The organism is Ruegeria sp. G2, assembly GCF_056533505.1.
In genome coordinates, this window is record NZ_JBQFON010000009.1 from 96326 (window position 1) to 121945 (window position 25620).

The window sequence follows — 25620 nt, forward strand, 5'->3', positions numbered from 1 at the left end:
AAAAACTCACAATGGATCAAAATACAGATTAGAACATCCAATATGATTACTCTAGATGACCGAGACCGCCGAATTCTGACGCTGCTGCAGAATGACAGTCGAATTTCGAATGCAGATTTAGCCGACACAGTGGGGATGTCGGCCTCGGCGCTTTGGCGCAGAGTGCGCGCTCTTGAAGACGCAGGGATAATCGAACGCTATGGTGCCTTGGTGAATCCACCGGCGATGGGATTGACGTTCGAAGCAATCGTACATGTGCATCTGACGCGACACGATCCGGACAAAATCGTCGACTTCATCCGAGCGGTGGAACTAAGCCCCGAAATCCAGGAATGCTATGCAACTACGGGGCAGGCGGACTACCACTTGCGTGTCCTTTGCCGAGATCTGGCGGCTTACAATACGTTTCTGGAGGACTTCCTGTTTCGACTGCCAGCCGTTGCCAGTGCGCAGACCAATGTGGTGTTGCGTACAATCAAAAGAAATCAACCGATCGTGCCTTAAGCTTCAGGCTGCGAAGACCACCCAAGCCCAGGCCATCCCGATATAGGTCAGGTTATGAAGCAATTGATCCAGACCAGCAGCGCGCCAGAAAGCTGCCTGATTGGGTTGTAGCTGTTTGCGATCTGAGTAATTGGCTTTTGCGAAATCTATGTGGAAATGCACGATCCATTCCAATGCAGCAATGATCAGAATAAATTCTATCGGCGCACGAAAGAGCGTAAAGATAATAACCGATCCCACAACATGCACAGCTGCATGTTGCGCGCGTCCCATGTGGAAATACGTGCCACGCCCGGAAAGCATTTTGGGCGTCTGTAAATAATAATCGGCGAACATGTGCTTGATCTGAAGCAGGCAGAGCAACAGAAACACAGCGCCAAAGTTGGCAGGCAAATGAATCCTCCCGATATCGTCCTGAATCAGAAGATTAGGGGGTAATGGCCTGCCGCGCAAATGAACTTGTTCACACAACGCGAAATAAGCGCAAATCGGATTTTTATTTGCGTCTGAGGATACGATTGCGGTAAATTCGTGCCGTTGTATTCACACCAAAATCAGTGATTTGAGCGGTGGGTCATTAGTAGGGGCGGGTTCAATCGAGCGAACGATCTTTCGGTTCATCTGGAAATACTCGAAACGCGATCAGCTGATTCTACTGGCCGTGACCGCGACGCTATTTCCATTACTCTATCTCACCTTGGAGCTCCCCAAACGCATCATCAATGATGCAATCGGCGCGACCAGTCAGATTGTCGACGTTTGGGGATATAGCCTGACACAAACCGCATTCCTGACGATTCTCTGCTTTGCCTTTTTGGCTGCGGTGCTGGCGCATGGTCTGATGAAAATGCGCATCAACACCATGAAGGGTGTTTTGAGCGAACGGATGCTGCGTCGATTTCGGTATCAGTTGATCAATCGCGCGCTTAGATTTCCGCAGCCCTATTTTGAGCGTGTGAGTCAGGGCGAAATGGTGTCGATGGTCACCGCTGAAAGCGAGCCCATGGGAGGCTTGATGGGGGATGCGATCAGTCAGCCTGTGCTGCAGGCGGGTCAGATGATCACGATTCTGTCCTTTCTGTTTCTGCAAAGCGTCTGGTTCGGTCTGGCTGCCGTCGCCTTGATTCCATTACAGGCCTGGTTGATCCCCAAACTGCAGCGCCAAATCAATTTGCTGAACAAGAAGCGCATTCAGGAGGTCCGCGTACTGGCCGCCCAGATCGGTGAGAATGCCGCCGGTGCATCGACTTTGCGTGCCAATGGGGGCTGGCGGTATCGTCGTGCGATGATCTCGGATCAGCTGGGGCGGTTGTTCGCCATCCGCTTTGAGATCTATCAGAAAAAGTTCTTTATGAAGTTCATCAACAACTTCATCTCGCAGCTGACGCCATTCATGTTTTATCTCGTCGGAGGCCTGCTGGTATTGCAGGGGTCGGTTTCTCTGGGCGCATTGGTGGCCGCGCTGGCCGCGTACAAGGACCTGAGCTCTCCCTGGAAGGAACTGCTGACTTACTACAACCAAACGCAGGACATGTCGCTGCGATGGGATGTTGTGATCGAGCGATTCGCACCGGAAGGCATGATTGACGAGGCGCTGTTCGAAGGCGAGCCTTCTGAACGCCCCCATTTGAATGGTGATATCGTGCTGGACCGGGTCTCGGTTCGCGATATTGATGGCAATCAGGTGCTTGACGATCTGAACCTGACTTTTCCGGCGGGTAAGACCATTGGTATCTCGGCAACCAGCGAAGAAGATCGTGATGCACTGACCGAATTGCTGATCCGAGAGATTGCACCGACCTCTGGACGGATCGAAATCGGCGGCATCAATTTGGCAAGCCTGCATCAGAGCGTTGTGGCAGCGCGGATCGGTCTGGCTACCTCTCGGCCGGTGATGTTTCAGGGTACGTTGGGCGAGAACGTGATTATGCCGATGCGCCCCCGCCCATTGTCCACTTCATCTGATGATCCGAATTTCGCGGAAACGCTGCGCGCGGGTAACAGCGCGGATCCAATAGATACCAAATGGTTTGATCCGGGATTGGCCGGTTTTGACGATACCGATCAGTTGCGTGAATGGTGGCTGCAGTTGATAGACGGCATGGGTTCAGGTGCCGCTCTGTTTCAGCGCGGAGCAGAACAGGCCTTTGATCCCAATGAACATCCGGAGTTGGCGGCCAAACTGATTGAGCTGCGGCCATTGGTACAACAGGCAGTGCGCGAGGCTGGTCTGGCCGAGCAAGCTTTGGTTTTTGACCGGTCCACTTATAACCCCGCATTACCGGTTGCTGAAAACCTCTTGTTCGCGACGCCCTGCGTGCCAGTCAATCAACAACTTCTGGCGCGCCAAACCGTGTTTCTGGGTCAGTTGCGTGAACTGGGGCTGGATGAAACTCTGGTCAGTCTGACCCGTGACGTGATTGAAATGCTGCGCCAGATCTTCGGACTGGATGGAACCGACCACCCATTGTTCCGCAAACTCGGGCTTGAGGCTCAAACCTACGAGGCTGCGGTCGAATTGGTTGAGCAAACCCGCAAAGAAGGCGCACAGGGCTTGGACGACGAGCAATTGGCCACCTTGTTGTCGGTGCCGTTTGTGATCTCGGCGGAACAGATCGGTCCTGCGTTTTCGGACGAGCTGAAAAATCGCATCCTCGAGCTTCGCCACAGCCACTCGGAAAAATTGCTGGAACCTCTGCACGATGTTTTTGTGCCTTTGAATGAGAACGCCTTTGCACCCGGCCTGACTGTCATGGAAAATGTGTTATTCGGTAAGGTCAGCCAGATTGGTGGTGCGCGAACCGATGAGGCACGCAAGCTGATCGTCGATGCGTTGGCTGAAAATGGCGCGCGTCCGTTGGTGGTTGAACTGATCTATGATGTGCCGGTTTCACTTGGTGGTCAGAACTTGCCGGCGGTGTTTGCTGAACCCTTGGCCTTTACGCGCGCAACGATCAAAAAGCCGGACATTTTGATCCTGGAAACTGCGTTGGCCAGCTATGACATGGAAACGCAGGTCGCGGTTTACAAAAATCTGCGTGAACTTTTGCCCGAAACTACGGTAATCTACCTGAATGATACGTTCGAAAATCCAGATGTTTTCGACATGCATGTCGAAATTCGTCAGGGTCGGGTCGTGACTGGCGAAGGCCCAACCGACGTCGAGGGTGACAGCGCTGCATCTGCCGACCTGAGTCGCAAATTGCGAGCGCTGGAACAAACACCGTTGTTCTCGGGTCTTGACCGCCGTCAGCTCCGCCTGCTGGCCTTTGGTGCGCGTTGGTTCGAGGCCAAGGCTGGCCAGGTGGTGTTCCTAAAGGACGACCAGCCAACCGATGGGGCCTATGTCGTCCTCGAGGGCGAAGCGGGTCTTTATCTGCCGCGTTCGGGCGAGGACGACCAACTTATCATAACCGTTGGCGCGGGTGCTTTGGTTGGTGAGCTCGGATTGATCCGTAAAGAGCCACGGGCCTTGAGCATGGTGGCAGAAACGGACCTGTCCTGTCTGCGAATTGGTGAAGAAGAATTCCTGGCCGTGGTCGAAAATGATGCTGCCACAGCCTTCAAGCTGCTGCAGGTGATTGCAGGATATGTCTCGAACTGATCGGCCTAGGCATCTGGCTCACAAAACAGGCTATAGAGAAGTTCGATCATCTGCGCAGCTTTGCCATCATTCAGTGCGTAATAGATCGTTTTGCCATCGCGTCGGGTTTTCACCAGTCCTTCGTCGCGTAAGCGTGCAAGCATCTGGCTGACCGCTGCCTGCCGAAGCTCCAGCAAATCCTCCAACTCTCCTACAGAACGCTCGCCGTCTCCCAGGTGGCACAGGATCATCAGGCGACCTTCATGTGCCAGGGCCTTGAGGAATACCGCTGCCCGTGCCGCACTTTCTTTCATATCTGCGGGGGTTTCCCCCGACAAAATTTGAGTGTCGTTATCCTGAGGTCTCACGCAACAACCTAAGATCTACTTCTGGGTCGGATCAATATGCCTTACTTGCCGTCCGATTGTCACCCCTCGACCACAGGAGCGCCGCCCTGAAATGCATTTCCATTTACATAGTCGCAGGGCGCTTCCTGCATCTCTAAGTGCAGACCATCACCTATGTAGGGGTGTGCGCGTGCAAGGTCCTCGTCAACGTCAATACCAAGCCCGGGCTTGGTGGGAGGAGTGACAAAGCCCTCGTTGACGCGGATGCTTCCTTTGATCAGTTGGTCGTGAAACGGCGTTTCGATACTTTCCAGAAGCAACAGGTTTGGAATCGATGCCGCCAGATGAATGTTGGCAGCCCATTCAATCGGGCCCGCATATAGATGCGGCGCCATCTGCGCGTTAAAAACCTCGGCCATGGCGGCGACCTTCTTCATCTCCCAGATGCCGCCTGCACGGCCAAGTGCGGGTTGCAGTATTTCGGCGGCGCCTGCGCGCAATACCGCGCCGAATTCGGCCTTGGTCGTCATCCGCTCACCCGTCGCGACAGGTATGCGGACATTGCGCGCCACGCGAGCCATATCTTCGATCATGTCCGGAGGAGTGGGCTCCTCAAACCACAACGGAGAATAGGGTTCCAGCGCTTGCCCCAGGCGAATTGCTCCGGCGGTGTTGAACTGACCGTGGGTGCCGAATAGCAAGTCGGCCTTGTCTCCGACGGCCTCGCGGATGGCCTTACAGAATGCAACTGACATTGAGATATCCGACATAGCAGGCATATGCCCGCCGCGGATCGTATAGGGCCCCGCCGGATCGAATTTGATAGCTGTGTAGCCGCGTCGAACCATTTCTGCCGCACTTTCACCGGCCTGTTCCGGCGAGGTCCAGAAGTCAGCCAGATCGTGCTGAGGAAGCGGGTAGAGATAGGTATAGGCCCGGATACGGTCGTTCATCCTGCCGCCCAGAAGTGCATAGACCGGTCGGTCCCGATCTTTGCCAAGAATGTCCCAGCACGCGATCTCTAAGCCCGAAAACGCGCCCATGACAGTTAGATCCGGGCGCTGGGTAAATCCGCTGGAGTAGGCACGGCGGAACATCAATTCGATATTCTCGGGATTCTCCCCTTGCATGTGCCGCTCGAACACATCGCGGATGACATGGGTCATAGCATCCGGTCCGACCGAGGATGCATAGCATTCTCCCCATCCCACCACACCCGTATCGGTCGAGACTTTGACCAGAATCCAATAACGCCCACCCCAGCCTGGGGCCGGAGGGGCGGTAACGATGACATCGAGATCCTGCAGTTTCATCAGGCGCTCCTTTCAGGGATTCAGTCGTGGTCGAACATGATCACATTGCGCTTGGCAGCACCGGTCTTGGTATCCTCGATGGCTTCGTTGATCTGTGAAAGGGACCAGCGACCCGAGATCAACTCGTTCAGTTTCAGCCGCCCCTGTTCATAGAGATCAATCATCCACGGAATATCGCGCTGGATCACAACGTCCCCCATTTTTGACCCAACCATGCCTTGCCCAAGCGCTGCCAAAACGACGGGTTCATAGCTGGACATGTCACCAGAATGCGGCATCCCGATCATGATCGCTTTGCCACCGCGGCCCAGATAGCGCGGGGCCTGGTCATAGGCTGGGATAGCGCCAACGGTGATCAGAACCGCGTCTGCTCCACGCCCGCCAAGCGCTTTATACGCGGCTTTCCAAGGTTCCTTGAGGCTGCCCAGAACGCCATGCGTCGCTCCGAACTCTTTAGCGATCTCAAGCTTTTCTTCGGTCATGTCGACGGCAACGATACGGCGCGCGCCGGCGATACGTGCGCCTTGAATCGCATTTAGACCAACCCCACCGGCACCAATCACTACAACATCCTGCCCGGGGCGCAATTCAGCGGCGTTTACGGCTGCACCGACCCCGGTGATCACGCCGCACGAGAGCAGGCTGGCGAGATCCTTTGGTAAAGTCTCGGGAATTCTGACGATCTGACGATGGCTGACCACGACCTTCTCGGCGAATGCACCGCATGCCATCGCTTGTTCCAATGCGCCCCCGTCTGCGGTTCGTAGCGGTCCTTTGATCGTGTCATAGGGCGTTTCGCAAATGGTGGGTTTTCCCCCAGCGCACGAGGGGCATGACCCGCACGCACGGATCAGTGTCACGACCACCGGATCACCAACCCTAAAATCGCCCGCACCGTCTCCGACTGCCGAGATTATCCCAGCGGCCTCATGCCCGTAGACGGCAGGTAGGTGACCGCCCCATGCCCCGCTGGCGAATGAGATATCCGAATGGCAGATTGCCACGGCCTCAAGCGTAACTTCTACCTCACCCATTCCAGGTGGCGCGATCAGAATGTCTTCGATGATCAGCGGTTCGCCGAACGCCCGGCACACGGCTGCTTTGATGGATTGCATGTTTTTCCCCGTTCCCGTTTGAGCTCACGGTGGCGCGTCCTGGCCTAACCTGCAAGGTGGTTTCCGTCACGTATATGTCGTTGTTATGCCAATGCGGCGCGCGCGTTCATAAATGCAGCAGGCTGCTATCAATCTTTCCGCCTCGCATTCCACAAGAGCCGAACGAATAGCTGCGCCAGTTTTGGACCCCGCCTTCGCGGTGATTGCGATCGCTTGTCATCGGGCCCCGGTCACATTCGTTCCGAGATCTGGTGCATCAATCCGGCCAGATGCTCAGGGTGCGAGAAGAACGGTGAATGAGAACTGTCGATGGTCAGGCGCATACCGGCGTCTGCGCATCCAGCCATTTCGGCTTGATACTCGGTCGGCACTGTACGGTCATCAGTCGTCCGGATGTATCCTTTTGGGACGCTGGCGAAGTTTTTGCCTGTATCTAATGGTGCCGCTTGCGGCGCGATAGCTTGGGGGCATAAGCGACCAAACGCGTAGGCCACAACCTCATGCGGGCAGTCATGATAAAACAGATCATGAACCCGATCCGGCACAACCGTATACGATAGACCATCAGAAGATTTTTCGACGGCATCACCTATCAGCTGGCGAGGCGCGCGTTTACGCATTTCAATCATGGAAAGCCCGGATTGCGGGACATATGCGCTGAGATAAATTACACCCCGCATGGCGTCCGGATCAGCCTCGGCAGCGGCGCTGACGGGATAACCGCCCCAGGAGTGTGCCACGATGATCGATTGTGGTGTTGAGGCTTTCAAAATTGCATCCCGGCACGACTCGAGGGTCACATCCTGAATTGGAGTTGGGTCCGAACCATGGCTTGGCATATCGATAGCGCGGGCAGAATGCCCGAATGTAGTCAATTCCGGAATCAGGTCACGCCAGCACCAGGCACCGTGGCATGACCCGTGGACTAGTAAGAAGTCCGCCAACTCTTTCTCCCTCAGATATGGCCGATCTCGATCAGGAAATTGCCAAGCAATTCGGCATATTCCTGCGGGCGCTCGACACATGGCAGATGACCCGCCCGTCGAATCAGTGCAAAGCGCGAGCCAGGTATCAGATCAACCGTTTCACGTACTAGATCGGGCGGAGTCGAACCGTCCTCGCTGCCGGCAATTCCCAATGTGGGCAGCCGCAGGCCGCTGGTGGGCGTGTAGAAATCTGTGCCCGAAATTGCGGCACAACACCCCAGATAGCCCTCAACTGGTTGCCGAACCATCATGTTTCGCCACAAGGGCATCTCAGGGCCGGACTGGAAGTGTTTCGAGAACCAACGCTCCATTGTGGCGTCAGCAAGGGCTTCGATGCCGCCGGCGCGAACGGCTGCCATACGATCTTGCCAGATCTTAGGCGTCCCAATCTTGGCAGCGGTATTCGACAGCACCAGTGCGCGGATTTGGTCCATGCGTTTTACCGCCAATCCCTGCGCAATCATACCGCCGATGGACAGGCCGACAAACACGCAGTCTTTTACCTCAATATGATCCAGTAGTTGTTCAGCATCTCGTACCAAGCTCCCCATCGAGTAGGGGGCGGCTGGTTGGGACGATAATCCGTGTCCGCGTTTATCGAATCTGATGATCCGTAACCCCTTAGGCAGAAAATGTATTATCGGGTCCCAAAGGCGCATGTCGGTACCCAGTGAATTGGCGAATACAATGGGGGCTCCATCGACATCTCCGTCAATTCGATAGTGTAGACTTACGTCTTTCAGGTCAGCGATACGCATGTAATCGGTCCCCGTCTGTTCAGGGTGCCTAATAAAACAAACTCGATCAGATTTTGCACTGATCGCTTCCGATTGTCAGGTAAGGAATTCCAACGCTTGTTCAAATATCTGCGGATCTACATTCCCGCCCGAGGCCACGACGATCACGGTATCCCCTTCAATCTGATCTTTCCGAAACAGCGCTGACGCCAAAGACACCGCTCCACCTGGTTCCAACACTATCTTGAGGCGCAAAAAGGCGAGGGCCACGGCGTGCAGTGCCTCCTGTTCAGATACTGCAAGTCCTGGGCCGCAAAGCCGTTGAAGAATCGGAAAGGTAATTCGCCCCGGTTGCGGTGTCAGGATTGCGTCGCAGATGTTACCGGATGAGGCATTGTTGCTTTGGATTGCGCCAATTTGCAAAGAGCGTTTCACATCGTCAAAACACTCGGGCTCACATGGGCGCGCGCGTAGGCCGGGCGCATGATGTTCCAGAGCCAGTGCAATGCCAGAGGTCAACCCACCTCCGCCGCAACACACGAGGACATCGCCTTCGGTCACGTCAAGCTCGTGCGCTTGACGCGCTAATTCCAATCCCGTCGTACCTTGCCCTGCAATCACTTGCGGCTCATCATAGGGTCGGATCAGCGTCAAACCGCGCTCAGTAGCCAACGCTTCACCGATGTCTTCGCGGCTTTCGGTTGCACGGTCGTAGAGGACAACTTCACCCCCCAGCGCGCGGGTGTTTTCAATCTTCAGCTTCGGCGCATCCGACGGCATGACGATGACTGAAGATATCCCGTGTTGAGCTGCTGCATATGCAACGCCTTGCGCGTGATTGCCCGAGGAATAGGCGATCACACCGCGGTTGCGCGCCGCGTCATCCAACGCAGAGATTGCGGACCACGCGCCGCGAAACTTGAAACTACCGGTGTGTTGCAGGCATTCGGGTTTTACCAATACGCGGCGACCCGCGATTTCATCCAGAAAAGGTGATGACAGAAGCGGGGTCTCGCGCACGTGCCCTTTCAGCCTGTTGGCTGCGGCTTCGATCATGTCAATGTTGCTCATGTGGCATCCAATATTTGGTGGATTAGGTTGAGGGATTGCAGTTCGTTCAGGAACGGTACGTGACCACGGTCCGGTACTTCGGTTGAGATCAGTTTGGGGTGGCGCGCGTGCATTTCTTGTACTGTGGCAGTGCTCAGCAGGTCGGAATTCGCACCCCGGATAACGCCAGTCGGGATATCGTGCAACGCGTCGAACATGGGCCAAAGGTCAGGAGCGGGCGTGTTTGCCGCCTGTTCGATCAGAGCGTTTCTCAGGGCAGGGTCATAGCGCAGTTCCAGTCCGGTATCGGTCTGGATGTATTGGTTCTCAACCTGCTGTCTCCAGATGTCCAAAGAGACACCTGGGAATTGCGATTCCATCATGACCCCAAGGGCGTGAGCCGCATCGTCGTAGGTTTTTGGGGTTGGGCGGTTGCCGACATAGTCCATGATCTTGGCAATACCACCGAGTTCGATCACCGGTCCGACGTCATTCAGGATCACGCCTGCCAGCCGGTCAGGAAGGCTCATGGCCAGCACCATGGTGATCAGGCCGCCGCGCGAGGTGCCCAATAGTGTCACTTTGCCCAAGCCCAGGTGATCCAGCAGTTCAACTGCATCCTGCCCCTCGCGCAGAATGTTGTAGTTCGTATAATCTGCATCAAAATCGGATTTTCCGCGCCCGCGATAATCCATCGAAATCATTCGAAGATCCGCCACATGCGGTGCAAGAAATGAAAAGTCTCGGCAATTTCGGGTCAAACCCGCCAGGCAAAGCAGTGGCTGACCTGTACCTGTATCTTCGTAATAGAGGCGCCTGCCGTCCGAAGTGGTGAAATACGCCATCAAAGCTCCGCCAATTGCGGGATCGTTGTCAGGTCAGACAGTACATGGGCAGGTTTCCAGGGCAGGCGGTCCATCGGTTCCCCTGCGCGATTCACCCAAGCGGTAACAAATCCATAGCCGCTTGCCCCAGCGGCGTCCCAGCCGTTTGAACTGACGAATAGCACTTCGTTACGCGCGCAGCCAAACCGGTTTTGCACGAGGTCATAGACGCTGGCATGGGGTTTGAAGACCCCGACGCTTTCAACCGACAACACGTCATCAAGCACATCTCCGATCCCAGCAGATTGAACCGCACCATCCAACATAGGAGGTGAACCGTTGGACAGGATGGCCGTCTGCATCCCGCCCTCTTTTAGCGCCTTCAGCATCTCGGGGACTTCGGGAAAGGCCTGCAACTCCCAATACAAATCCAGCAGGCGCTGCCGAAGGGTGTTATCCCCTTGCAGGCTAACCGCTTCCAACGCCCAATCCAGCCCATCTTGCGTGACGTCCCAAAAGTCACAGTGCGCATCAGCGACAGCACGCAGCCAAGTGTATTGCAGTTGCTTCAGACGCCAGTGATTGGCCAATTCAGGCCATTTATCCGCCAGCGCCTCGAACCCCGGTTCCGCTGCGGCCTGCCGGGCAGCAGCGGCCACGTCAAACAGAGTGCCATACGCGTCGAACACACAAGTGGTGATAGCCATCCGATCCTCCCCTGATCGGGCGCAGGTAAACACAACCGGTTCCGGGGTTAAAGAGGGCAGGGTTTACAATGCCGTGTCAGCCTCTAGGCTGCGCCGTTCATTTCTTTTCAGGCCGGAGGCCACCATGACCGCAATCAAACAAGGCGACACGGTTCGCATCCACTACACCGGAACTCTGTTGGACGGCAAAGTCTTCGACAGTTCCGAGGGGCGTGATCCGCTTGAGTTTGCGGTTGGTTCAGGCCAGATCATCAAGGGTCTTGATGTGGCTCTGCCTGGCATGGAGGTCGGTGAGAAAAAGCGCGTTGAGATTGCCTGCACTGATGCCTATGGACCAATCAACCCGGGAATGCGACAGCAGATCCCGCGCGAAGGTATTCCGGACGACATACCTCTAGAGCCTGGTACGCAGTTGCAGATGCAAACGCCGGACGGTCAGGCACTGCCAGTGACTGTTGTCGAAGTAGATGAGGCGACGGTGACCCTGGATGCAAATCATCCATTGGCGGGGCAGGATCTGGTCTTTGATATTGAAATAGTTTCGATCAACTGATCCCGTTCAGATCAAAGGCCGGGGATATGTGACAACATAGGCTCAACCGCATCGCGTACGGGCGGTTGGGTCAGAAACACAAAGGCAATCAGCAGCGATGTGAGTATTAGCAGGAACAGACGTGCACGTCCGCTTCCTGACTTGCGTTTCAACGCTGGCGAGCGTGCGTTACTCGCAAGGATTTGTTCAAGTTTGCTCATATCGTAATCCCTGCGGGGCAAAGATGGTCAAATCTTGGCACCCGCAGGGAAAGATATGGTCACATGGCCTCGGGCTGAGGCATACCCAGAATATGATACCCGCCATCGACGCGGATGATCTCACCCGAGGTGTAGCTTCCCGCATCTGAAGCCAGATAAACGGCAGTGCCGCCAACAGCTTCAAGCGTTGCATTTGAACGCATGGGGGCGTTCTGGTCGCAGAACTTGTAGGTCTTGCGCGCTCCGCCGATGGCGGCACCGGCCAGCGTCTTCATAGGGCCGGGTGAGATGGCGTTGACGCGGATGCCGTCGGGGCCCAGATCGTTTGCCAGATAACGGGTCGCAGATTCCAGCGCCGCTTTGGCTACGCCCATGACGTTGTAATTCGGCACCACCTTGTTCGAGCCCTGATAGGTCAGGGTCAGAAGCGTGCCGCCATTGTCCTTCATCAGGGGATAGGCGCGGCGCGCGACCTCGATAAACGAATAGGCCGACACATCCATTGAATGCTTGAAGTTTGCGCGTGTGGTGTTCAGGAAACGGCCCGTCAGTTCGTTCTTGTCCGAATAGGCGATAGCGTGGACGACAAAATCGATGGTCTGCCAGCGCTTTCCCAACTCGCCAAATGCGCGGTCTAGTGATGCGTCATCGGTGACATCCGCATCGACCATGAAGTCGCTGCCAAGGCTCTGGGCCAGAGGTTCAAGCCGCTTGCCGAACGCCTCGCCCTGATAGGTGAAAGCCAGTTCAGCGCCCGCCTCGTGCATGGCTTTGGCGATGCCCCATGCAATCGAGCGGTCATTTGCCACGCCCATGATCAGGCCGCGTTTACCCTTGAGAATATCCGACATCTTGTTCACCCGTTATACTTCGACAGAACCATGGATCCGTTGGTGCCGCCAAAGCCGAAGCTGTTGGTCATCACGCTGTCCAGGCCTGCGTTTTCAACTACTTGAGTTGCAATTTCACCGGGCAGGATGCCTTCGGCAAGTGTGTCGACATTGATCGACGGAGTAATGAAATCATGTTCCAGCATCAACAGGCAGAAGATTGCCTCAAGCGCGCCAGCCGCGCCCTGCGCGTGGCCGGTCATCGATTTGGTTGATGAAATCGGAGGTACGCTGCCTTCGCCAAAGATACGGCGTACGGCTTCGACTTCGCCTACATCGCCAACCGGGGTCGAGGTGCCGTGGGCGTTGATATAGTCGACCTTGCGGCCTTCGGGCACGGTCGACAGCGCCAGACGCATCGCGCGTTCGCCGCCTTCGCCAGAGGGTGCTACCATGTCGTGCCCATCAGATGTCGCGGCATAACCCGTGACTTCGGCATAAATCTTGGCGCCACGGGCCAGCGCATGTTCGAGCTCCTCAAGAACTACGATGCCGCCACCACCGGAAATTACGAACCCGTCGCGGTTCTGATCGAATGCGCGCGAGGCTTTGTGGGGCGTGTCGTTATATTTGGACGACATCGCACCCATCGCGTCGAACAGGCAGGACAGGGTCCAGTCCAGTTCTTCGCCGCCACCTGCGAACATCACGTCCTGCTTGCCCAGCATGATCTGTTCAGCCGCGTTGCCGATGCAGTGCAGCGACGTCGAGCAGGCAGAGGTAATCGAATAGTTGATGCCCTTGATCTTGAACGCGGTCGCAAGGTTCGCTGAAATCGTCGAGCACATGCATTTAGGCACTGCAAACGGGCCGATCCGTTTGGTCGCGCCGGTTTTCAGCACGGTTTGGTGTGCGGTCAGCATCGCGCTGGTCGAAGGCCCGCCCGAACCCGCGACCAGACCGGTGCGCGGATTGACGACCTGATCTTCGGTCAGCCCGGCATCAGCGATGGCCTGGCTCATCGCGATATGGGCATAAGCTGCGCCCGGTCCCATGAACCGCAGCGTGCGCTTGTCGACGTGATCAGCCACGTCGATTTTCAGCGATCCGGCGATCTGGCTGCGAAAGCCATGTTCGACCATCTGTTCGTTGGCCTCAATGCCGGATTTGCCTGCTTTCAGCGAGGCAAGCACCTCTTCAGCGTTGTTCCCGATCGAGGACACAACCCCCAAACCGGTGACGACTACTCGACGCATGTGCGTACTCCTTGTTTCGGCCGGTCAGGCTCAGGCGTCTGACAGAACGACCTTCATGTCCTTGACGTCGTATATCAATTCGCCATCGGCTTCGACGATGCCATCTGCCACACCCATTGTCAGACGGCGCGTTTGGATCGCTTTTTTGAAATCAATTTTATAGGTCAGCATCTTCCGGTCAGGGCGTACCATCCCGGTAAGCTTGACCTCGCCGACGCCAACGGCCATGCCACGGCCTTGCCATCCGCGCCAACCGAGGTTGAAGCCGGTCAGTTGCCACAGACCGTCCAAGCCCAGACAGCCGGGCATGATCGGGTTGCCGGGGAAATGGCAGTCAAAGAACCAAAGGTCGGGTTTAATATCAAATTCGGCCAGTACATGGCCTTTGCCGTGCGCACCACCATCGCCCGAGATATCGGTGATCCGGTCCATCATCAGCATCGGCGGGGCGGGCAACTGCGCGTTGCCAGGGCCAAAAAGCTCGCCGCGGGCGCATTTCAGCAGATCGTCCTTGTCAAAACTGCTTGGGAATTGGGCCATTCTGCCGCCTCTCCTGCCTGGGTCTGTTCGTTATATCTGGTCTCGTCTAGCACCCGTTTGCAAGGTCCTGCAAGACCAGCACGCCATATCATGTCGTGACACGTATACTTCTTGCGAATGAATTTCATTTGAAATTGCAGGTCGGGCGCACTTATATTAAGGGCAGCAAAACACAGGTATCGGATTCATGACACCTCAGAGCCGTGACATCGCTGCAAATTGGTTGGTTGACGCAGGTTTGCGCCCCACGCGCCAAAGGGTTGCCTTGGCCGAATTGCTTGTGGGTGACGGGTTGCATCGTCATGTGACCGCAGAAAGCCTGTTTGAATCCGCAAAAGCCAAAGGTGACGCGGTTTCGCTGGCGACCGTATACAACACATTACGCGCGTTCTGCGATGCCGGGGTTCTGCAGGAAATAACTGTGGACGGATCCAAAAGCTATTTCGACACCAATACGCACGACCATCCGCATTTCTATTGGGAAGACGAGAGCCGTCTAAGCGATGCGCCGTCAGATCAATTGGTGATTCAGCAATTGCCGGAAGCTCCTGAAGGCGTCGAAATCGCATCGGTCGATGTGGTGATCCGCTTGCGGAAGAAATAACAGCTAGTCCTTTCGTAACAGAGTGACCAATGCATGTTCGGCCTGCGTGATCAGTGGATCTGTAGGCCCCGTGCCATGCCGCGCCAAAACGACGGATTCGGTTGCGTCCGGATCGGTGATCGGCAGGCTTACCAGGCGGACCTGATCATAGCTGAAGCCGCTTTTAGGGCTGGCATAACTTATCCCGATACCTTCCCCATGAGCAGCCAGACTACGCGAAAGCTCGAGTGATTCCGCCCGGTGCGAGATTGTGGGATTCAGACCTTTGCGTCTGAAGAGCGCGAGCACATGTTGCGCGGACAGACCCTCTTTGGACAGAATCAATGGATGTGCCGCGAGCTCGGTTAGGGTCACCTGTTCGGCCCTCGCCAGTGTATGATCGGGTGAAAGCAGTGCATGTGGCGTGCTGTCGAACAGCTTCTTGCACAAAAAACCGGCGTCCATGCCCAGATCATACGTAAGCGCAAAATCATATCTGCCATCGATCAGGCCGGAAATCAGACCTTCGAACGTTTCAACCCCGTGTGTCAGGACGACATCGGGCAAGGCCTCTCGCAGACGGTGCAGAGATTGGGCCAGAAGAAAGGGAGCCAGATCGACGAAGCATCCCAGGCGCAATCGGTTCTCGCCGGTTAGCGGCTGTTTTGACTGTTCTAATAGGGCTGCTCGGTTCAACACGGCTTCGGCTTCTTCGATAAACTTGCGGCCTTGCGGGGTTAATGCCATCGCGGCACCCTGCCTTCGGGCAAAGAGTGGATATCCCAAATGTGATTCGACCCGGGTCAGCGCATTGGACAAGGCGGGTTGCGAGACGTTCAGGCGCTGTGCTGCCGCAGACAGGCTGCCATGTCGACCAATGGCGCAGACATATTCGTATTGGCGGAGTGTAAGATATAACATTAGGTTAATACCTAAATCGAAAGATATGATTTGAACAGAGGGCTCATTCATGCGCAGATCGGGTGACAAATCCAAGGAGACCGCGATGACTCACCCTCTTGTTTCCCAAGCCATGATTGACGACTTCCAGACGGACGGTGTTGTGTTGGTCAAAGGCCTGTTCGCCGATCACATAGAAACCCTGCGGGCTGGGGTTGCGGCAAATATGGATGAACCGGGTCCCTATGCGTCAGAGAACAAGAAAGACGGTGAGACCGGCCGTTTTTTCGACGACTATTGCAACTGGTCTCGTATCCCGCAGTTTCGTGAAGTGATCGAAACATCCCCTGCTGCCGAAGTTGCAGCCGACCTTATGCAATCGCAATCCGTGCAGATGTTCCACGACCATGTACTGGTGAAGGAGCCCGGGACCTCAATGGCGACTCCGTGGCATCAGGATGGGCCCTACTATTTTGTCGATGGCCAACAAAATATAAGCTTCTGGTCACCGTTGGACCCGGTGAAACAAGCGACCTTGCGTTGCGTCGCCGGATCGCACCGCTGGGAAAAAGAAGTGCTGCCTACTCGCTGGGTCTCGGAGGAAGGGTTCTTCCCTGATGAGGGGCAGTACATGCCGATCCCCGACCCGGATGCAGAAGGGATGAAGGTTGTCGAATTCGAGATGGAGCCAGGCGACGCCGTGGCATTCAACTACCGCACGCTCCACGGGGCCCGTGGCAATACTTCCGACAGTCGGCGCAGGGCCTTCTCGCTGCGGTTGGTTGGTGATGATGCGCGCTATGTTGAACGTCCGGGGCGGACATCGCCGCCATTTCCGGGGCATGACATGGTGCCGGGGCAAAGGCTACGCGAGGACTGGTTCCCGGTTCTGTTGCAGCGTTAGGATCTAGAACCACTGGCCCGATTCAATCAGGCCCAGATCCAGCAACTGGCGCGAATCCCACTCGAACGGAGTTGAATGGTTCCAGCGGAAATCAGAGATATCGAACGTCGATCCGGCGTTCGTTTTTAGTGCTTTGGCCGCACGGAAGGAGCAGATCGCGGCGGTCAGGTTGTTGTGCCAAGGGCAGGCGTAGGTGTTGTATTCCGCCTCGTTGAACGTGTGATCCGGCAGAAGTTTCAGATCGGGTTTTGCTTTAAACAGCGAAATCCGATCGATGCGGCGCCGTTCATAGGGGATATGATCTTCGAACCGCCAGCGCAGGCCGCCAGACATATCCAGCTGCCGCTCTAGCGGCTTGCCAGATGCATCATGCCGCGTGTGGGCGTAGTATCCGGTCTTGTCCAGCATTGCTTGATCGGGGGCCACGCCGTTGGGAAAGGCCGTTAGATCGTTCGCATACAGATCGATCACGTGGGTCAACATCGCCTGACGCCGCTCTTCTGAATGGAAGGCGAGCAACTCGCCAACCGAGCGGGTCTCGCAGAACGGATAGAACAGGTATTCGGCGTTGTAGCAGTAGTATATCCAGACGCCTTGCGTGGCTTGGATGATCCGGTTGACGGCGTCAAAAACGACTGTTCTGGGCGCGCATGTCATCACAACCCTGTAGACCCTCTCGCTCAGATCATCGTCGATCGCAAATTCCCTTGGCAGGAACGCAATCACCGATTTGAACCCCAGTTTAAGGTGGTGATGAAGCGTGCTTTCCAATTCGACTTCATCTTCGGCGAAGATCAGCGCTATAGGGCCCTTGTTTAGGGCATCACCGCCGGATTTCAGAAGGTGATCAAGGGAATCGTACTGCATCGTTGGCTTTGTTTCCGCCTCGCTGGAAATTCCCGCCAAATTCGGGTAATTGCGCCAGCATTGCAAGCGGCGTTCGATACGTATAGACGACGCCGACCCAGCGACTGCAAAGGCCAAGTCATGTCTGAACCGAAAAAGCTGTTTATCAAGACCTATGGCTGTCAGATGAACGTCTATGACAGTGAACGCATGGCCGAGGCGCTGGGCGGGCAGGGGTATGTCGAGACCAAATCGGCCGATGATGCGGATATGATCCTTCTCAATACTTGCCACATCCGTGAAAAGGCAGCTGAGAAAGTCTATTCCGAACTGGGCCGGTTCAAGGGTCTGAAAGCAGACAAGCCGGATTTGAAGATTGGTGTCGCTGGCTGCGTAGCCCAGGCCGAGGGCGAAGAGATCATGCGCCGTCAGCCTCTGGTCGATCTGGTGGTGGGTCCGCAAAGCTATCACCGCCTGCCTGAGATGGAGGCGAAGACGCGCGCGGGTGAAAAGGCGCTGGATACCGATTTCCCCGAAGAAGACAAATTCGAAAAGCTCAAGAACCGTCCCAAAGCGAAGCGTGGCCCGACTGCTTTTCTGACCGTGCAGGAAGGCTGTGATAAATTCTGTGCATTCTGCGTGGTGCCCTATACCCGCGGGGCCGAGGTCAGCAGGCCTGCAGACCGCATTATTCGTGAGGCGCTGGATCTGGTCGAACGCGGCGTGCGCGAGATCACGTTGCTGGGGCAGAACGTAAATGCCTATCACGGGGCTGGGCCGAATGGGGACATGACCCTTGCGGGCCTGATCTGGGAGTTGAACAAGGTCGATGGGTTGGAGCGCATCCGCTTTACCACCTCGCACCCGAACGACATGGACGATGCGCTGATCGAGGCACATCGGACCTGCGAAAAACTGATGCCTTATCTGCACCTGCCGGTGCAGTCGGGATCGGACAAAATTCTGAAACGCATGAACCGCAGTCATACGGCTGAAAGCTATCTGCGATTGATCGAACGCATCCGCGAAGCGCGGCCCGATATTCTAATGTCCGGCGATTTCATCGTAGGCTTCCCCGAAGAGACAGATGAGGATTTTCAGGCTACTCTGGATTTGGTGGAAGAGGTCAAATACGGCTACGCGTATTCATTCAAGTATTCTACCCGCCCCGGTACGCCTGCGGCAGAACGGCCACAGGTCGATGCCGAAGTGGCAGACGAGCGTCTGCAACGGTTACAAGCCTTGATTACACGTCATCAGCGAGTGATTCAGGATTCCATGGTTGGCAAAACAGTCAGTGTCCTGTTTGAAAAATCTGGGCGTCAACCGGGCCAGATGGTTGGAAAATCCGAGTATCTTCACGCGGTTCACGTTTCGGATGCAGATGTGGCACGTGGAGATTTACGTAAGGTAAGGATCAAATCCTCTGGCGCGAACTCGCTAGGCGGCGAAGTGATTTAATCCAATATACGTATGCTGCAAGGGTTCCTTCCGACCAAATTTAACCCTTGATTTATGACTTGGAACTATGCTCCGAGAGAGGCCAGATTTCTCGGGTGTGGGTTTTGCGGCCTACGAAACTGTTGACCCGAAGAGGCAAGCCATGATGGCGGAGGGTGCGAGTAGTGAGTTGGATATGTTTTCCAAAATCGAAGATGTCCCGCGTTTTGACGGCCCTCTTATTGATGTTATCTTGCGCTGCTCCGACTTTGGCTGGGGATGTGACCGGGGAAGTCACTGAACCTGACGTGATTTCGTCCGAACGATATGCCAGCGATATCCGGGCGTTTTATCTGGGGGTGAGCGCCAGTCGTGCAACGGGTGGTTCCGATGAGTTTGGCTTGCAGGTCAATGGCGGCTCAGTTTTCGGGATCGGAGAGGTCAGTACCGACGGCAACTTTGCCGGGTTTCGCGGGGGTTGGCGCGGGATTTTGCCTGCGAGAGGCGGGCGCGACTATGTCTATGGTCTGGAAGTCGGCTACGACTTTGGCACTCTGGACGGAAGCACGTCGGGACAGATCGGCGGAACACCCGTCAGCGGCAGATCTGCAATTTCCGATGTATTCTCGATCCGCCTTCGAAATGGACTTACAAACCGCAGCAAGAGTGTCCTTTACTTCGTTACAGTGGGCTATGTGCGTGGTGATATCACAACGTCGGCTTCTGTGACCGAAGTGGGTGGGACTACCCGCTTTGAAGACGTTGATCGACGTCAGGGTTTTTCTGCCAGCCTGGGTGCCGAGCATAGACTGAATGACGATTGGTCGATTACAGGTGAGCTCGAATATCTGCAGTTCGAATCAAAAACCGTAGAACTGGGCCCTTCTTTCAGCACCAAATCGACGCCAAGCTACCGCGGATTGCGGATCGGATTGAATTATACATTCTGAACCATTCGCAAAAACTGATATTTTATGCGCAACAACGGCGTTGATCGGCGCATTTGTCATCCCGTTTGCAAAAAACGAAACTGCGCCTTGCGTCCACCTCAATATGTTGTCTACGCTCGGGGTGAAACGCCAAGACAGGAGAACGGATTGGCCATCGGTGCCCTGACCCCACCGCAAGAAGATATGCCCCAGCGTGAGGCGCTTGTTGAGTTCCCAGACAACAGACTACTAATCGATTTGTGCGGCGAATATGACCGTAACCTGACCGATATCGAGCAAAAGCTTTCGGTGCAGATCGTGCGGCGTGGAAATCAGTTGGTCGTGCTGGGTGATGAAGAATCGCAAAAGCAGGCCATTGAAGTGCTGCAGGCGCTCTACACTCGGCTTGAAGGTGGGCGAGATGTCGAGGCAGCAGATGTCGATCGCGAGTTGCGCATGGGCACTTCCGAGGCCGGAACTGGTACACGGGATGGTGACCAGCTTGAGATGTTCAAGGGCGGAACGGTCGAAATCAAAACCCGTAAGAAGCTGGTTGAGCCGCGGACAGACGCCCAGAAGGCATATGTTCAGTCGCTCTTTAACAATGAGCTGGCCTTTGGAATCGGCCCTGCAGGTACGGGTAAAACTTATCTGGCTGTTGCTGTGGGTGTGTCGATGTTCATCGGAGGTCATGTGGACCGGATCATTCTCAGCCGTCCAGCGGTAGAGGCCGGCGAAAAGCTGGGTTACCTGCCCGGTGACATGAAGGATAAAGTCGATCCCTACATGCAGCCGCTTTATGATGCGCTGAATGATTTCCTCCCGGGCAAGCAGCTGGCCAAGCTGATCGAAGAAAAACGGATCGAAATTGCGCCTCTGGCGTTTATGCGTGGGCGGACGCTGGCGAATGCCTTTGTCGTGCTGGACGAGGCGCAAAATGCCACCACCATGCAAATGAAAATGTTCCTGACCAGACTTGGCGAAGGCAGCCGCATGGTGATCACCGGAGACCGGTCACAGGTCGATTTGCCGCGCGGTGTGCAATCGGGTTTGGCGGATGCGGAAAGACTGCTGAAGACGATCCCGAATATCAGTTTCAATTATTTCACGTCGAAAGATGTCGTGCGCCACCCGCTTGTCGCCGCCATTATTGAGGCGTATGAGGCCGACTCGGGCCGCGAAACGGGGTGAAACCCAAGGTTCCGAAGGGTTTTGGAGCCTTGGAGAGCCGGTATGATTCTGGATGTAACGATCGAAGACGAGCGCTGGAGGGAATTGGAGCCGCTGGCGCAACGCGCACTCATTGAAGTTCTTGATTATTGCGGTCTCAAATCGGATCTCTGCGAAATCAGCTTGTTGGGTTGTAACGATGAACGGATCGCAGCTCTGAATGCCGAATTCCGGGAGAAACTGAAGCCGACAAATGTTTTAAGTTGGCCTGCCGAAGATTTATCCCCTGATCAGCCTGGGGGCATACCAATGTTGCCCGAACCCGATTTCACTGGGGAAATCGCCCTGGGAGACATTGCGATTTCATATGACACCTGCGCGCGTGAGGCCATCGCAGCGGGTAAATCAATGGAAGATCATGTGACCCACTTGATAATTCACGGCACGTTACATTTGTTAGGATACGATCACATTCGTGACCTCGACGCCACTTTGATGGAACGGGTTGAGATCGAAATACTTGGCAAACTGGGTATAGATAACCCATATAATGTATGACAGGGGCAGCTTTGCCCGATCATTTGGAACAGGATAATGGGCGATACAGACGGCAGTTCTAGGGCAGCGCAAGGCGCGCATTCACAGAACAGCAACACGGATAGCGATGAAAAAGGCGGACTTTTATCCCGGATATTCGACGCATTTTCACCTCCGGGCGATGAAGCCAGTCAGGTGAACGGGGCTAAGGTCACGGATTCACAACCGAGGGGTATGATCAACCTGCGCAGAATGCGGGTCGAAGATGTCGCGATACCCACGGCCGAGATTATCTCGGTTCCCTCGACAACACCCAAGGACGAGTTGGCGCAAATTTTTCGCGATAGTGGATTGTCGCGAATCCCTGTGTACGAGGGAACGCTCGACACGCCACTGGGCTTTGTCCACCTCAAGGATTTCGCGCTGACCCATGGATTTAATGGCAACTCGTCCGAGTTTGATTTGACGTCAATGCTAAGGACCTTGCTGTTCGTTCCGCCCTCGATGCCGATTGGCGTACTTTTAACCAAGATGCAAACTGAACGTCGTCATATGGCGCTGGTCATTGACGAATACGGTGGTGTCGACGGCCTGTTGACCATCGAAGACCTAATCGAACAGGTTGTGGGCGAAATTGCCGACGAACATGACGCCGATGAAGATCAGCTTTGGATACAAGAAAAACCGGGCTGCTACGTGGTTCAAGCTCGGGTTCCGCTTGAAGATTTCGAAGCCGAAATTGGTCGTTCATTGACCAGCCACGAAGATGTGGACGAAGAAGAGATCGACACTTTGGGCGGTTTGGTCTTCATGCTATCCGGGCGCGTCCCGGCGCGTGGTGAGGTGGTATGCCACCCCGAAGGGCCTGAATTCGAAGTTCTTGACGCAGACCCACGCCGCATAAAGCGGTTGCGCGTCATGTTGCCGGATATCGCTGCATGAATCCTGCCCAGGGGTGGCCCTATTGGTTGCGGTTGCTGTTAGCGGCATCCTTGGGAATCGTGGCTGCTTGTGGGCTTGCCCCGTTGGGTTTTTGGCAAGCGGCATTGGTGGCGCTGATCCTGCTTACTCCATTGTACTTGAACTCTGAAACATCCCGCCGCGCGGCTTTGCTGGGGTGGGTGTTCGCCACCGGGTACTTTGCCCATGCGCTAAACTGGATCATCGAACCATTCATGGTTGACGCAGAACGCCATGCCTGGATGGCACCCTTTGCTCTGATCTTCTTGTCAGGCGGGTTGGCATTGTTCTGGGCGCTGGCCTTTGGAGTTGCAAAACGCATCGGTGGATCGCCGATCGTGCAGGGTATGCTACTGGCTTTGACGCTCTCTCTGGCCGAGTTTGCGCGGGGTTACATACTTACAGGGTTTCCTTGGGCCGGTATAGCTCAGGTCTGGGTGGATACGCCTTTTGCTCAGCTCCTCTCGCTGATAGGACCTTATGGCTTGGGTGCGCTGACACTGATTGCGACTTTGCCACTTGGTGCAGCCATCTCCAGTGATCGGACTCCACGCGGTCTGGGAATGCCAATCTTTGTGGCTGCGGGGTGCGCTGTATTGGCTCTGGCTTACGCTGCGAACCGACCGTCGGTTGAATATACCGACCATATCGTGCGGCTGATACAGCCTAATGCTCCACAGCACCAAAAGTGGGACCCGGAATATGCACCCCTGTTTTTTGCCCGCCAACTTGAATTCACGGTAGCCGAGCCCAGGCCAGATCTGATTGTCTGGCCAGAAACTTCGGTTCCGGCGTGGCTTGGCAGTGCGCAGCCCTATCTTTCAGCAATTGGTGAAGCGGCGCAGGGTACGCCTGTTTTTCTAGGTATCCAGCGTGCAGACGGACGGCAGATCTATAACTCGATGATCTATTTGAATGGAGATGGTCAACAGGCAGGACTGTATGACAAACACCACCTGGCCCCATTCGGAGAATATGTGCCCTTTGGTGAATTGATGGCGCGGTTTGGAATTCACGGAATGGCGGCAACCACGGGAAGTGGTTTCAGCGCTGGGCCGGGCGCTGCCCTGATGGATGCAGGAGGGCTTGGGAAAGCTCTGCCGCTGATCTGTTATGAGGCCGTATTCACACAAGATGTTCTGTCCGCGCCGGGCCGGGCAGATTTTCTGTTGCAGATCACTAACGATGCGTGGTTCGGGACTCGCTCCGGTCCGTATCAGCATCTTGCACAGGCACAGATGCGCGCTATCGAGCAGGGTCTGCCGATGTTGCGCTCGGCCAATACCGGTGTTTCTGCGATGATTGACCCTTTGGGGCGAATTACTGACGCGTTGGCGCTTGGGCGGGCCGGGTTTTTCGATGCCGAATTGCCGCAGCCCCAAGCCGCGACGATATATTCCCGGATCGGGGACAAACCGGTGTTTTTCCTTCTATTAGCAGCTTGGGCGTTGCTCTGGCGTCATACCCGTAGGTTCAACGGTCAAATACCGATTGACCCTACCTGACTGCGCGCGTATTCGGTCAATTGCCCTTCACAACGGCTTCCTGACGTGATGGGAAAATCTTAGTGGAGCACATTTATGTCCCGACAGAATTACACTTTTACTTCGGAGTCCGTATCCGAAGGACACCCTGATAAGGTCTGCGATCGTATTTCCGACGCGGTGCTAGACGCCTTCCTGCGTGAAGAGCCCGAAGCTCGCGTTGCGTGCGAAACTTTCGCTACAACGGACCGTGTGGTCATCGGTGGCGAAGTGGGACTGTCGGATCAGGACAAGCTCCACGATTACATGGCGCATATCGATGATATTGCGCGCGCCTGCATCAAAGATATCGGATACGAGCAGGACAAGTTTCACCACGAAACCGTCGAGGTGACCAACCTGCTGCACGAACAGTCGGCTCATATTGCGCAGGGCGTCGACGCCGCTGACAACAAAGACGAGGGCGCAGGCGATCAGGGTATCATGTTCGGGTACGCCACGACTGAGACCCCGGCGCTGATGCCGGCTCCGATCCAATATTCGCATGCAATCCTTCGGCGTCTGGCCGAAGTTCGCAAGAACGGTACCGAGCCCGCGCTGGGTCCGGACGCGAAATCGCAGCTGTCGGTCATCTACCGGGATGGCAATCCAGTTGGTGTCAGCTCAATCGTGCTGTCCACTCAGCATCTGGATGAGGCGCTGACCTCGGATGATATCCGCCAGATTGTCGAACCCTATATTCGCGAAACCCTACCCGATGGCTGGTTGACTGCCGAGACCGAGTGGCATGTGAATCCCACCGGCAAGTTCGTGATCGGCGGCCCCGATGGCGATGCAGGTCTGACCGGGCGCAAGATCATCGTGGACACCTATGGCGGAGCTGCGCCACACGGGGGCGGTGCGTTCTCTGGCAAGGACCCGACCAAGGTGGACCGCTCGGCAGCGTATGCCGCACGCTATCTGGCCAAGAACGTGGTAGCGGCAGGAATGGCGGGACGCTGCACCATTCAGTTGAGTTATGCGATTGGCGTCTCCAAACCCCTGTCGATCTATGCCGACACACACGGGACAGGCCAGATCGCTGACGCGGTTATCGAGAAGGCTGTCGGTCAAGTCATGGACCTGACACCACGCGGCATTCGCGAGCATCTGCAACTGAACAAGCCGATATATCAGCGTACTGCAGCCTATGGCCATTTCGGACGCGAACCCGATGCAGATGGCGGATTCAGCTGGGAGCGTACCGATTTGGCCGACGCTCTTAAGCAGGCTGTCTGAGCGCCGTTCACCTATTCAAAAAAATACGCCGGAGGTGTGGGGGC

The 25620-nt window shown here is 55.7% G+C and carries 27 protein-coding genes and 1 riboswitch; of the genes, 12 read left to right on the top strand and 15 right to left on the bottom strand.

Translation table 11 applies throughout. From position 1 onward, the window contains the following. The first annotated feature begins 42 nt into the window (after positions 1-42). On the top strand, positions 43-504 hold the full coding sequence (locus tag ACR0DU_RS16365) for an Lrp/AsnC family transcriptional regulator (RefSeq protein ID WP_010437964.1): 462 nt from the start codon (positions 43-45) through the stop codon (positions 502-504). A 3-nt stretch (positions 505-507) separates the two neighbouring features. Here ACR0DU_RS16365 and ACR0DU_RS16370 read toward each other — a convergent pair whose 3' ends face one another. Further along, positions 508-897, bottom strand: a complete 390-nt coding sequence (locus tag ACR0DU_RS16370) for a DUF3307 domain-containing protein (RefSeq protein ID WP_480876005.1) — start codon at positions 895-897, stop codon at positions 508-510. 169 nt (positions 898-1066) lie between these two features. On the opposite strand from ACR0DU_RS16370, the gene ACR0DU_RS16375 reads away from it, so the two are divergent. Next, positions 1067-4108 (top strand): ABC transporter transmembrane domain-containing protein, encoded by a 3042-nt coding sequence (locus ACR0DU_RS16375; protein WP_480876007.1) that lies wholly within the window; start codon positions 1067-1069, stop codon positions 4106-4108. Positions 4109-4113: 5 nt separating this feature from the next. On the opposite strand, the gene ACR0DU_RS16380 is transcribed toward ACR0DU_RS16375, so the two are convergent. The 8 genes from ACR0DU_RS16380 to ACR0DU_RS16415 all read right to left on the bottom strand — a co-directional run bounded on the left by ACR0DU_RS16380 (position 4114) and on the right by ACR0DU_RS16415 (position 11166). Then, on the bottom strand, positions 4114-4401 hold the full coding sequence (locus tag ACR0DU_RS16380) for an ArsR/SmtB family transcription factor (RefSeq protein WP_170477613.1): 288 nt from the start codon (positions 4399-4401) through the stop codon (positions 4114-4116). Positions 4402-4514: 113 nt separating this feature from the next. Continuing rightward, positions 4515-5747 carry a mandelate racemase/muconate lactonizing enzyme family protein gene (locus ACR0DU_RS16385; RefSeq protein WP_480456833.1) on the bottom strand — a complete coding sequence of 411 codons (1233 nt, stop codon included), beginning with the start codon at positions 5745-5747 and terminating at the stop codon, positions 4515-4517. A 20-nt stretch (positions 5748-5767) separates the two neighbouring features. Further along, on the bottom strand, positions 5768-6862 hold the full coding sequence (locus ACR0DU_RS16390; RefSeq protein WP_480876010.1) for a Zn-dependent alcohol dehydrogenase: 1095 nt from the start codon (positions 6860-6862) through the stop codon (positions 5768-5770). Between the two features lie 230 nt (positions 6863-7092). After that, a complete protein-coding gene (locus ACR0DU_RS16395; protein ID WP_480876011.1) occupies positions 7093-7806 on the bottom strand; it encodes an alpha/beta fold hydrolase in 714 nt (237 codons plus the stop codon). An 11-nt stretch (positions 7807-7817) separates the two neighbouring features. Further along, a complete protein-coding gene (gene pcaD / locus ACR0DU_RS16400; RefSeq protein WP_480456827.1) occupies positions 7818-8606 on the bottom strand; it encodes a 3-oxoadipate enol-lactonase in 789 nt (262 codons plus the stop codon). 75 nt (positions 8607-8681) lie between these two features. Beyond that, positions 8682-9656 carry a threonine ammonia-lyase gene (locus tag ACR0DU_RS16405; protein WP_480456825.1) on the bottom strand — a complete coding sequence of 325 codons (975 nt, stop codon included), beginning with the start codon at positions 9654-9656 and terminating at the stop codon, positions 8682-8684. Further along, positions 9653-10480 carry an alpha/beta fold hydrolase gene (locus ACR0DU_RS16410; RefSeq protein WP_480876012.1) on the bottom strand — a complete coding sequence of 276 codons (828 nt, stop codon included), beginning with the start codon at positions 10478-10480 and terminating at the stop codon, positions 9653-9655. The genes ACR0DU_RS16405 and ACR0DU_RS16410 overlap by 4 nt, the downstream gene beginning before the upstream one ends. After that, positions 10480-11166, bottom strand: coding sequence for a haloacid dehalogenase type II (locus tag ACR0DU_RS16415; RefSeq protein ID WP_480609266.1), 687 nt, complete (start codon positions 11164-11166; stop codon positions 10480-10482). The genes ACR0DU_RS16410 and ACR0DU_RS16415 overlap by 1 nt, the downstream gene beginning before the upstream one ends. Positions 11167-11290: 124 nt before the next feature. Between ACR0DU_RS16415 and ACR0DU_RS16420 the strand changes: the two genes are divergently transcribed. Beyond that, entirely contained in the window at positions 11291-11719 is a 429-nt protein-coding gene (locus ACR0DU_RS16420) for an FKBP-type peptidyl-prolyl cis-trans isomerase (protein WP_480876014.1), read from the top strand. Between the two features lie 11 nt (positions 11720-11730). Here ACR0DU_RS16420 and ACR0DU_RS16425 read toward each other — a convergent pair whose 3' ends face one another. The 4 genes from ACR0DU_RS16425 to fabA are packed head-to-tail and all read right to left on the bottom strand — an operon-like array spanning position 11731 to position 14545. Next, complete coding sequence (locus ACR0DU_RS16425) at positions 11731-11919, bottom strand: hypothetical protein (protein ID WP_170477585.1); 189 nt, start codon at positions 11917-11919, stop codon at positions 11731-11733. A gap of 59 nt (positions 11920-11978) precedes the next feature. Next, a complete protein-coding gene (locus tag ACR0DU_RS16430) occupies positions 11979-12770 on the bottom strand; it encodes an enoyl-ACP reductase FabI (RefSeq protein ID WP_170477581.1) in 792 nt (263 codons plus the stop codon). 5 nt (positions 12771-12775) lie between these two features. Beyond that, positions 12776-14005 (bottom strand): beta-ketoacyl-ACP synthase I, encoded by a 1230-nt coding sequence (fabB, locus tag ACR0DU_RS16435; RefSeq protein WP_480876016.1) that lies wholly within the window; start codon positions 14003-14005, stop codon positions 12776-12778. A gap of 30 nt (positions 14006-14035) precedes the next feature. Beyond that, positions 14036-14545: a bifunctional 3-hydroxydecanoyl-ACP dehydratase/trans-2-decenoyl-ACP isomerase gene (gene fabA, locus ACR0DU_RS16440; protein WP_170477575.1), complete on the bottom strand. Its 510-nt coding sequence runs from the start codon at positions 14543-14545 to the stop codon at positions 14036-14038. A gap of 187 nt (positions 14546-14732) precedes the next feature. On the opposite strand from fabA, the gene irrA reads away from it, so the two are divergent. Then, positions 14733-15149, top strand: a complete 417-nt coding sequence (irrA, locus tag ACR0DU_RS16445) for an iron response transcriptional regulator IrrA (protein ID WP_170477572.1) — start codon at positions 14733-14735, stop codon at positions 15147-15149. A gap of 3 nt (positions 15150-15152) precedes the next feature. On the opposite strand, the gene ACR0DU_RS16450 is transcribed toward irrA, so the two are convergent. Continuing rightward, a complete protein-coding gene (locus tag ACR0DU_RS16450) occupies positions 15153-16049 on the bottom strand; it encodes a LysR family transcriptional regulator (RefSeq protein ID WP_480876018.1) in 897 nt (298 codons plus the stop codon). A gap of 85 nt (positions 16050-16134) precedes the next feature. On the opposite strand from ACR0DU_RS16450, the gene ACR0DU_RS16455 reads away from it, so the two are divergent. Beyond that, a complete protein-coding gene (locus tag ACR0DU_RS16455) occupies positions 16135-16932 on the top strand; it encodes a phytanoyl-CoA dioxygenase family protein (protein ID WP_029621670.1) in 798 nt (265 codons plus the stop codon). A gap of 3 nt (positions 16933-16935) precedes the next feature. Here ACR0DU_RS16455 and ACR0DU_RS16460 read toward each other — a convergent pair whose 3' ends face one another. Beyond that, the gene (locus ACR0DU_RS16460) at positions 16936-17799 is read right to left on the bottom strand and encodes a hypothetical protein (RefSeq protein ID WP_170781539.1); all 864 of its coding nucleotides are present in this window, start codon (positions 17797-17799) and stop codon (positions 16936-16938) included. 120 nt (positions 17800-17919) lie between these two features. Here ACR0DU_RS16460 and miaB point away from each other — a divergent pair, with 120 nt between their 5' ends. The 7 genes from miaB to metK all read left to right on the top strand — a co-directional run bounded on the left by miaB (position 17920) and on the right by metK (position 25576). Next, on the top strand, positions 17920-19239 hold the full coding sequence (gene miaB / locus ACR0DU_RS16465) for a tRNA (N6-isopentenyl adenosine(37)-C2)-methylthiotransferase MiaB (RefSeq protein WP_480876020.1): 1320 nt from the start codon (positions 17920-17922) through the stop codon (positions 19237-19239). A gap of 224 nt (positions 19240-19463) precedes the next feature. After that, complete coding sequence (locus ACR0DU_RS16470; RefSeq protein WP_259462718.1) at positions 19464-20168, top strand: outer membrane protein; 705 nt, start codon at positions 19464-19466, stop codon at positions 20166-20168. A gap of 147 nt (positions 20169-20315) precedes the next feature. Continuing rightward, positions 20316-21338 carry a PhoH family protein gene (locus ACR0DU_RS16475; RefSeq protein ID WP_029621672.1) on the top strand — a complete coding sequence of 341 codons (1023 nt, stop codon included), beginning with the start codon at positions 20316-20318 and terminating at the stop codon, positions 21336-21338. 42 nt (positions 21339-21380) lie between these two features. Next, entirely contained in the window at positions 21381-21875 is a 495-nt protein-coding gene (ybeY, locus tag ACR0DU_RS16480; protein WP_480876022.1) for an rRNA maturation RNase YbeY, read from the top strand. 36 nt (positions 21876-21911) lie between these two features. Then, positions 21912-22796: a hemolysin family protein gene (locus tag ACR0DU_RS16485; RefSeq protein ID WP_010438005.1), complete on the top strand. Its 885-nt coding sequence runs from the start codon at positions 21912-21914 to the stop codon at positions 22794-22796. Beyond that, positions 22793-24319: an apolipoprotein N-acyltransferase gene (gene lnt, locus ACR0DU_RS16490; RefSeq protein WP_480876024.1), complete on the top strand. Its 1527-nt coding sequence runs from the start codon at positions 22793-22795 to the stop codon at positions 24317-24319. The genes ACR0DU_RS16485 and lnt overlap by 4 nt, the downstream gene beginning before the upstream one ends. Positions 24320-24340: 21 nt before the next feature. Next, a riboswitch (SAM-SAH riboswitch) is annotated at positions 24341-24389 on the top strand. Positions 24390-24394: 5 nt separating this feature from the next. After that, a complete protein-coding gene (metK, locus tag ACR0DU_RS16495; RefSeq protein ID WP_480876026.1) occupies positions 24395-25576 on the top strand; it encodes a methionine adenosyltransferase in 1182 nt (393 codons plus the stop codon). Positions 25577-25620: the final 44 nt, after the last annotated feature.

Excerpts from the sequence above, each read along its gene's own strand:
- irrA (WP_170477572.1), top strand. The coding sequence starts at position 14,733 with ATGACACCTCAGAGCCGTGACATCGCTGCAAATTGGTTGGTTGACGCA.
- fabA (WP_170477575.1), bottom strand. The coding sequence starts at position 14,545 with ATGGCCCAATTCCCAAGCAGTTTTGACAAGGACGATCTGCTGAAATGC.
- ACR0DU_RS16425 (WP_170477585.1), bottom strand. The coding sequence starts at position 11,919 with ATGAGCAAACTTGAACAAATCCTTGCGAGTAACGCACGCTCGCCAGCG.
- ACR0DU_RS16380 (WP_170477613.1), bottom strand. The coding sequence starts at position 4,401 with ATGAAAGAAAGTGCGGCACGGGCAGCGGTATTCCTCAAGGCCCTGGCA.
- ACR0DU_RS16390 (WP_480876010.1), bottom strand. The coding sequence starts at position 6,862 with ATGCAATCCATCAAAGCAGCCGTGTGCCGGGCGTTCGGCGAACCGCTG.
- pcaD (WP_480456827.1), bottom strand. The coding sequence starts at position 8,606 with ATGCGTATCGCTGACCTGAAAGACGTAAGTCTACACTATCGAATTGAC.
- fabB (WP_480876016.1), bottom strand. The coding sequence starts at position 14,005 with ATGCGTCGAGTAGTCGTCACCGGTTTGGGGGTTGTGTCCTCGATCGGG.
- ACR0DU_RS16430 (WP_170477581.1), bottom strand. The coding sequence starts at position 12,770 with ATGTCGGATATTCTCAAGGGTAAACGCGGCCTGATCATGGGCGTGGCA.
- ACR0DU_RS16410 (WP_480876012.1), bottom strand. The coding sequence starts at position 10,480 with ATGGCGTATTTCACCACTTCGGACGGCAGGCGCCTCTATTACGAAGAT.
- ybeY (WP_480876022.1), top strand. The coding sequence starts at position 21,381 with ATGATTCTGGATGTAACGATCGAAGACGAGCGCTGGAGGGAATTGGAG.
- ACR0DU_RS16485 (WP_010438005.1), top strand. The coding sequence starts at position 21,912 with ATGGGCGATACAGACGGCAGTTCTAGGGCAGCGCAAGGCGCGCATTCA.
- ACR0DU_RS16420 (WP_480876014.1), top strand. The coding sequence starts at position 11,291 with ATGACCGCAATCAAACAAGGCGACACGGTTCGCATCCACTACACCGGA.
- lnt (WP_480876024.1), top strand. The coding sequence starts at position 22,793 with ATGAATCCTGCCCAGGGGTGGCCCTATTGGTTGCGGTTGCTGTTAGCG.
- ACR0DU_RS16365 (WP_010437964.1), top strand. The coding sequence starts at position 43 with ATGATTACTCTAGATGACCGAGACCGCCGAATTCTGACGCTGCTGCAG.
- ACR0DU_RS16450 (WP_480876018.1), bottom strand. The coding sequence starts at position 16,049 with ATGTTATATCTTACACTCCGCCAATACGAATATGTCTGCGCCATTGGT.
- ACR0DU_RS16405 (WP_480456825.1), bottom strand. The coding sequence starts at position 9,656 with ATGAGCAACATTGACATGATCGAAGCCGCAGCCAACAGGCTGAAAGGG.
- miaB (WP_480876020.1), top strand. The coding sequence starts at position 17,920 with ATGTCTGAACCGAAAAAGCTGTTTATCAAGACCTATGGCTGTCAGATG.
- ACR0DU_RS16460 (WP_170781539.1), bottom strand. The coding sequence starts at position 17,799 with ATGCAGTACGATTCCCTTGATCACCTTCTGAAATCCGGCGGTGATGCC.
- ACR0DU_RS16455 (WP_029621670.1), top strand. The coding sequence starts at position 16,135 with ATGACTCACCCTCTTGTTTCCCAAGCCATGATTGACGACTTCCAGACG.
- ACR0DU_RS16470 (WP_259462718.1), top strand. The coding sequence starts at position 19,464 with ATGTTATCTTGCGCTGCTCCGACTTTGGCTGGGGATGTGACCGGGGAA.
- metK (WP_480876026.1), top strand. The coding sequence starts at position 24,395 with ATGTCCCGACAGAATTACACTTTTACTTCGGAGTCCGTATCCGAAGGA.
- ACR0DU_RS16415 (WP_480609266.1), bottom strand. The coding sequence starts at position 11,166 with ATGGCTATCACCACTTGTGTGTTCGACGCGTATGGCACTCTGTTTGAC.
- ACR0DU_RS16385 (WP_480456833.1), bottom strand. The coding sequence starts at position 5,747 with ATGAAACTGCAGGATCTCGATGTCATCGTTACCGCCCCTCCGGCCCCA.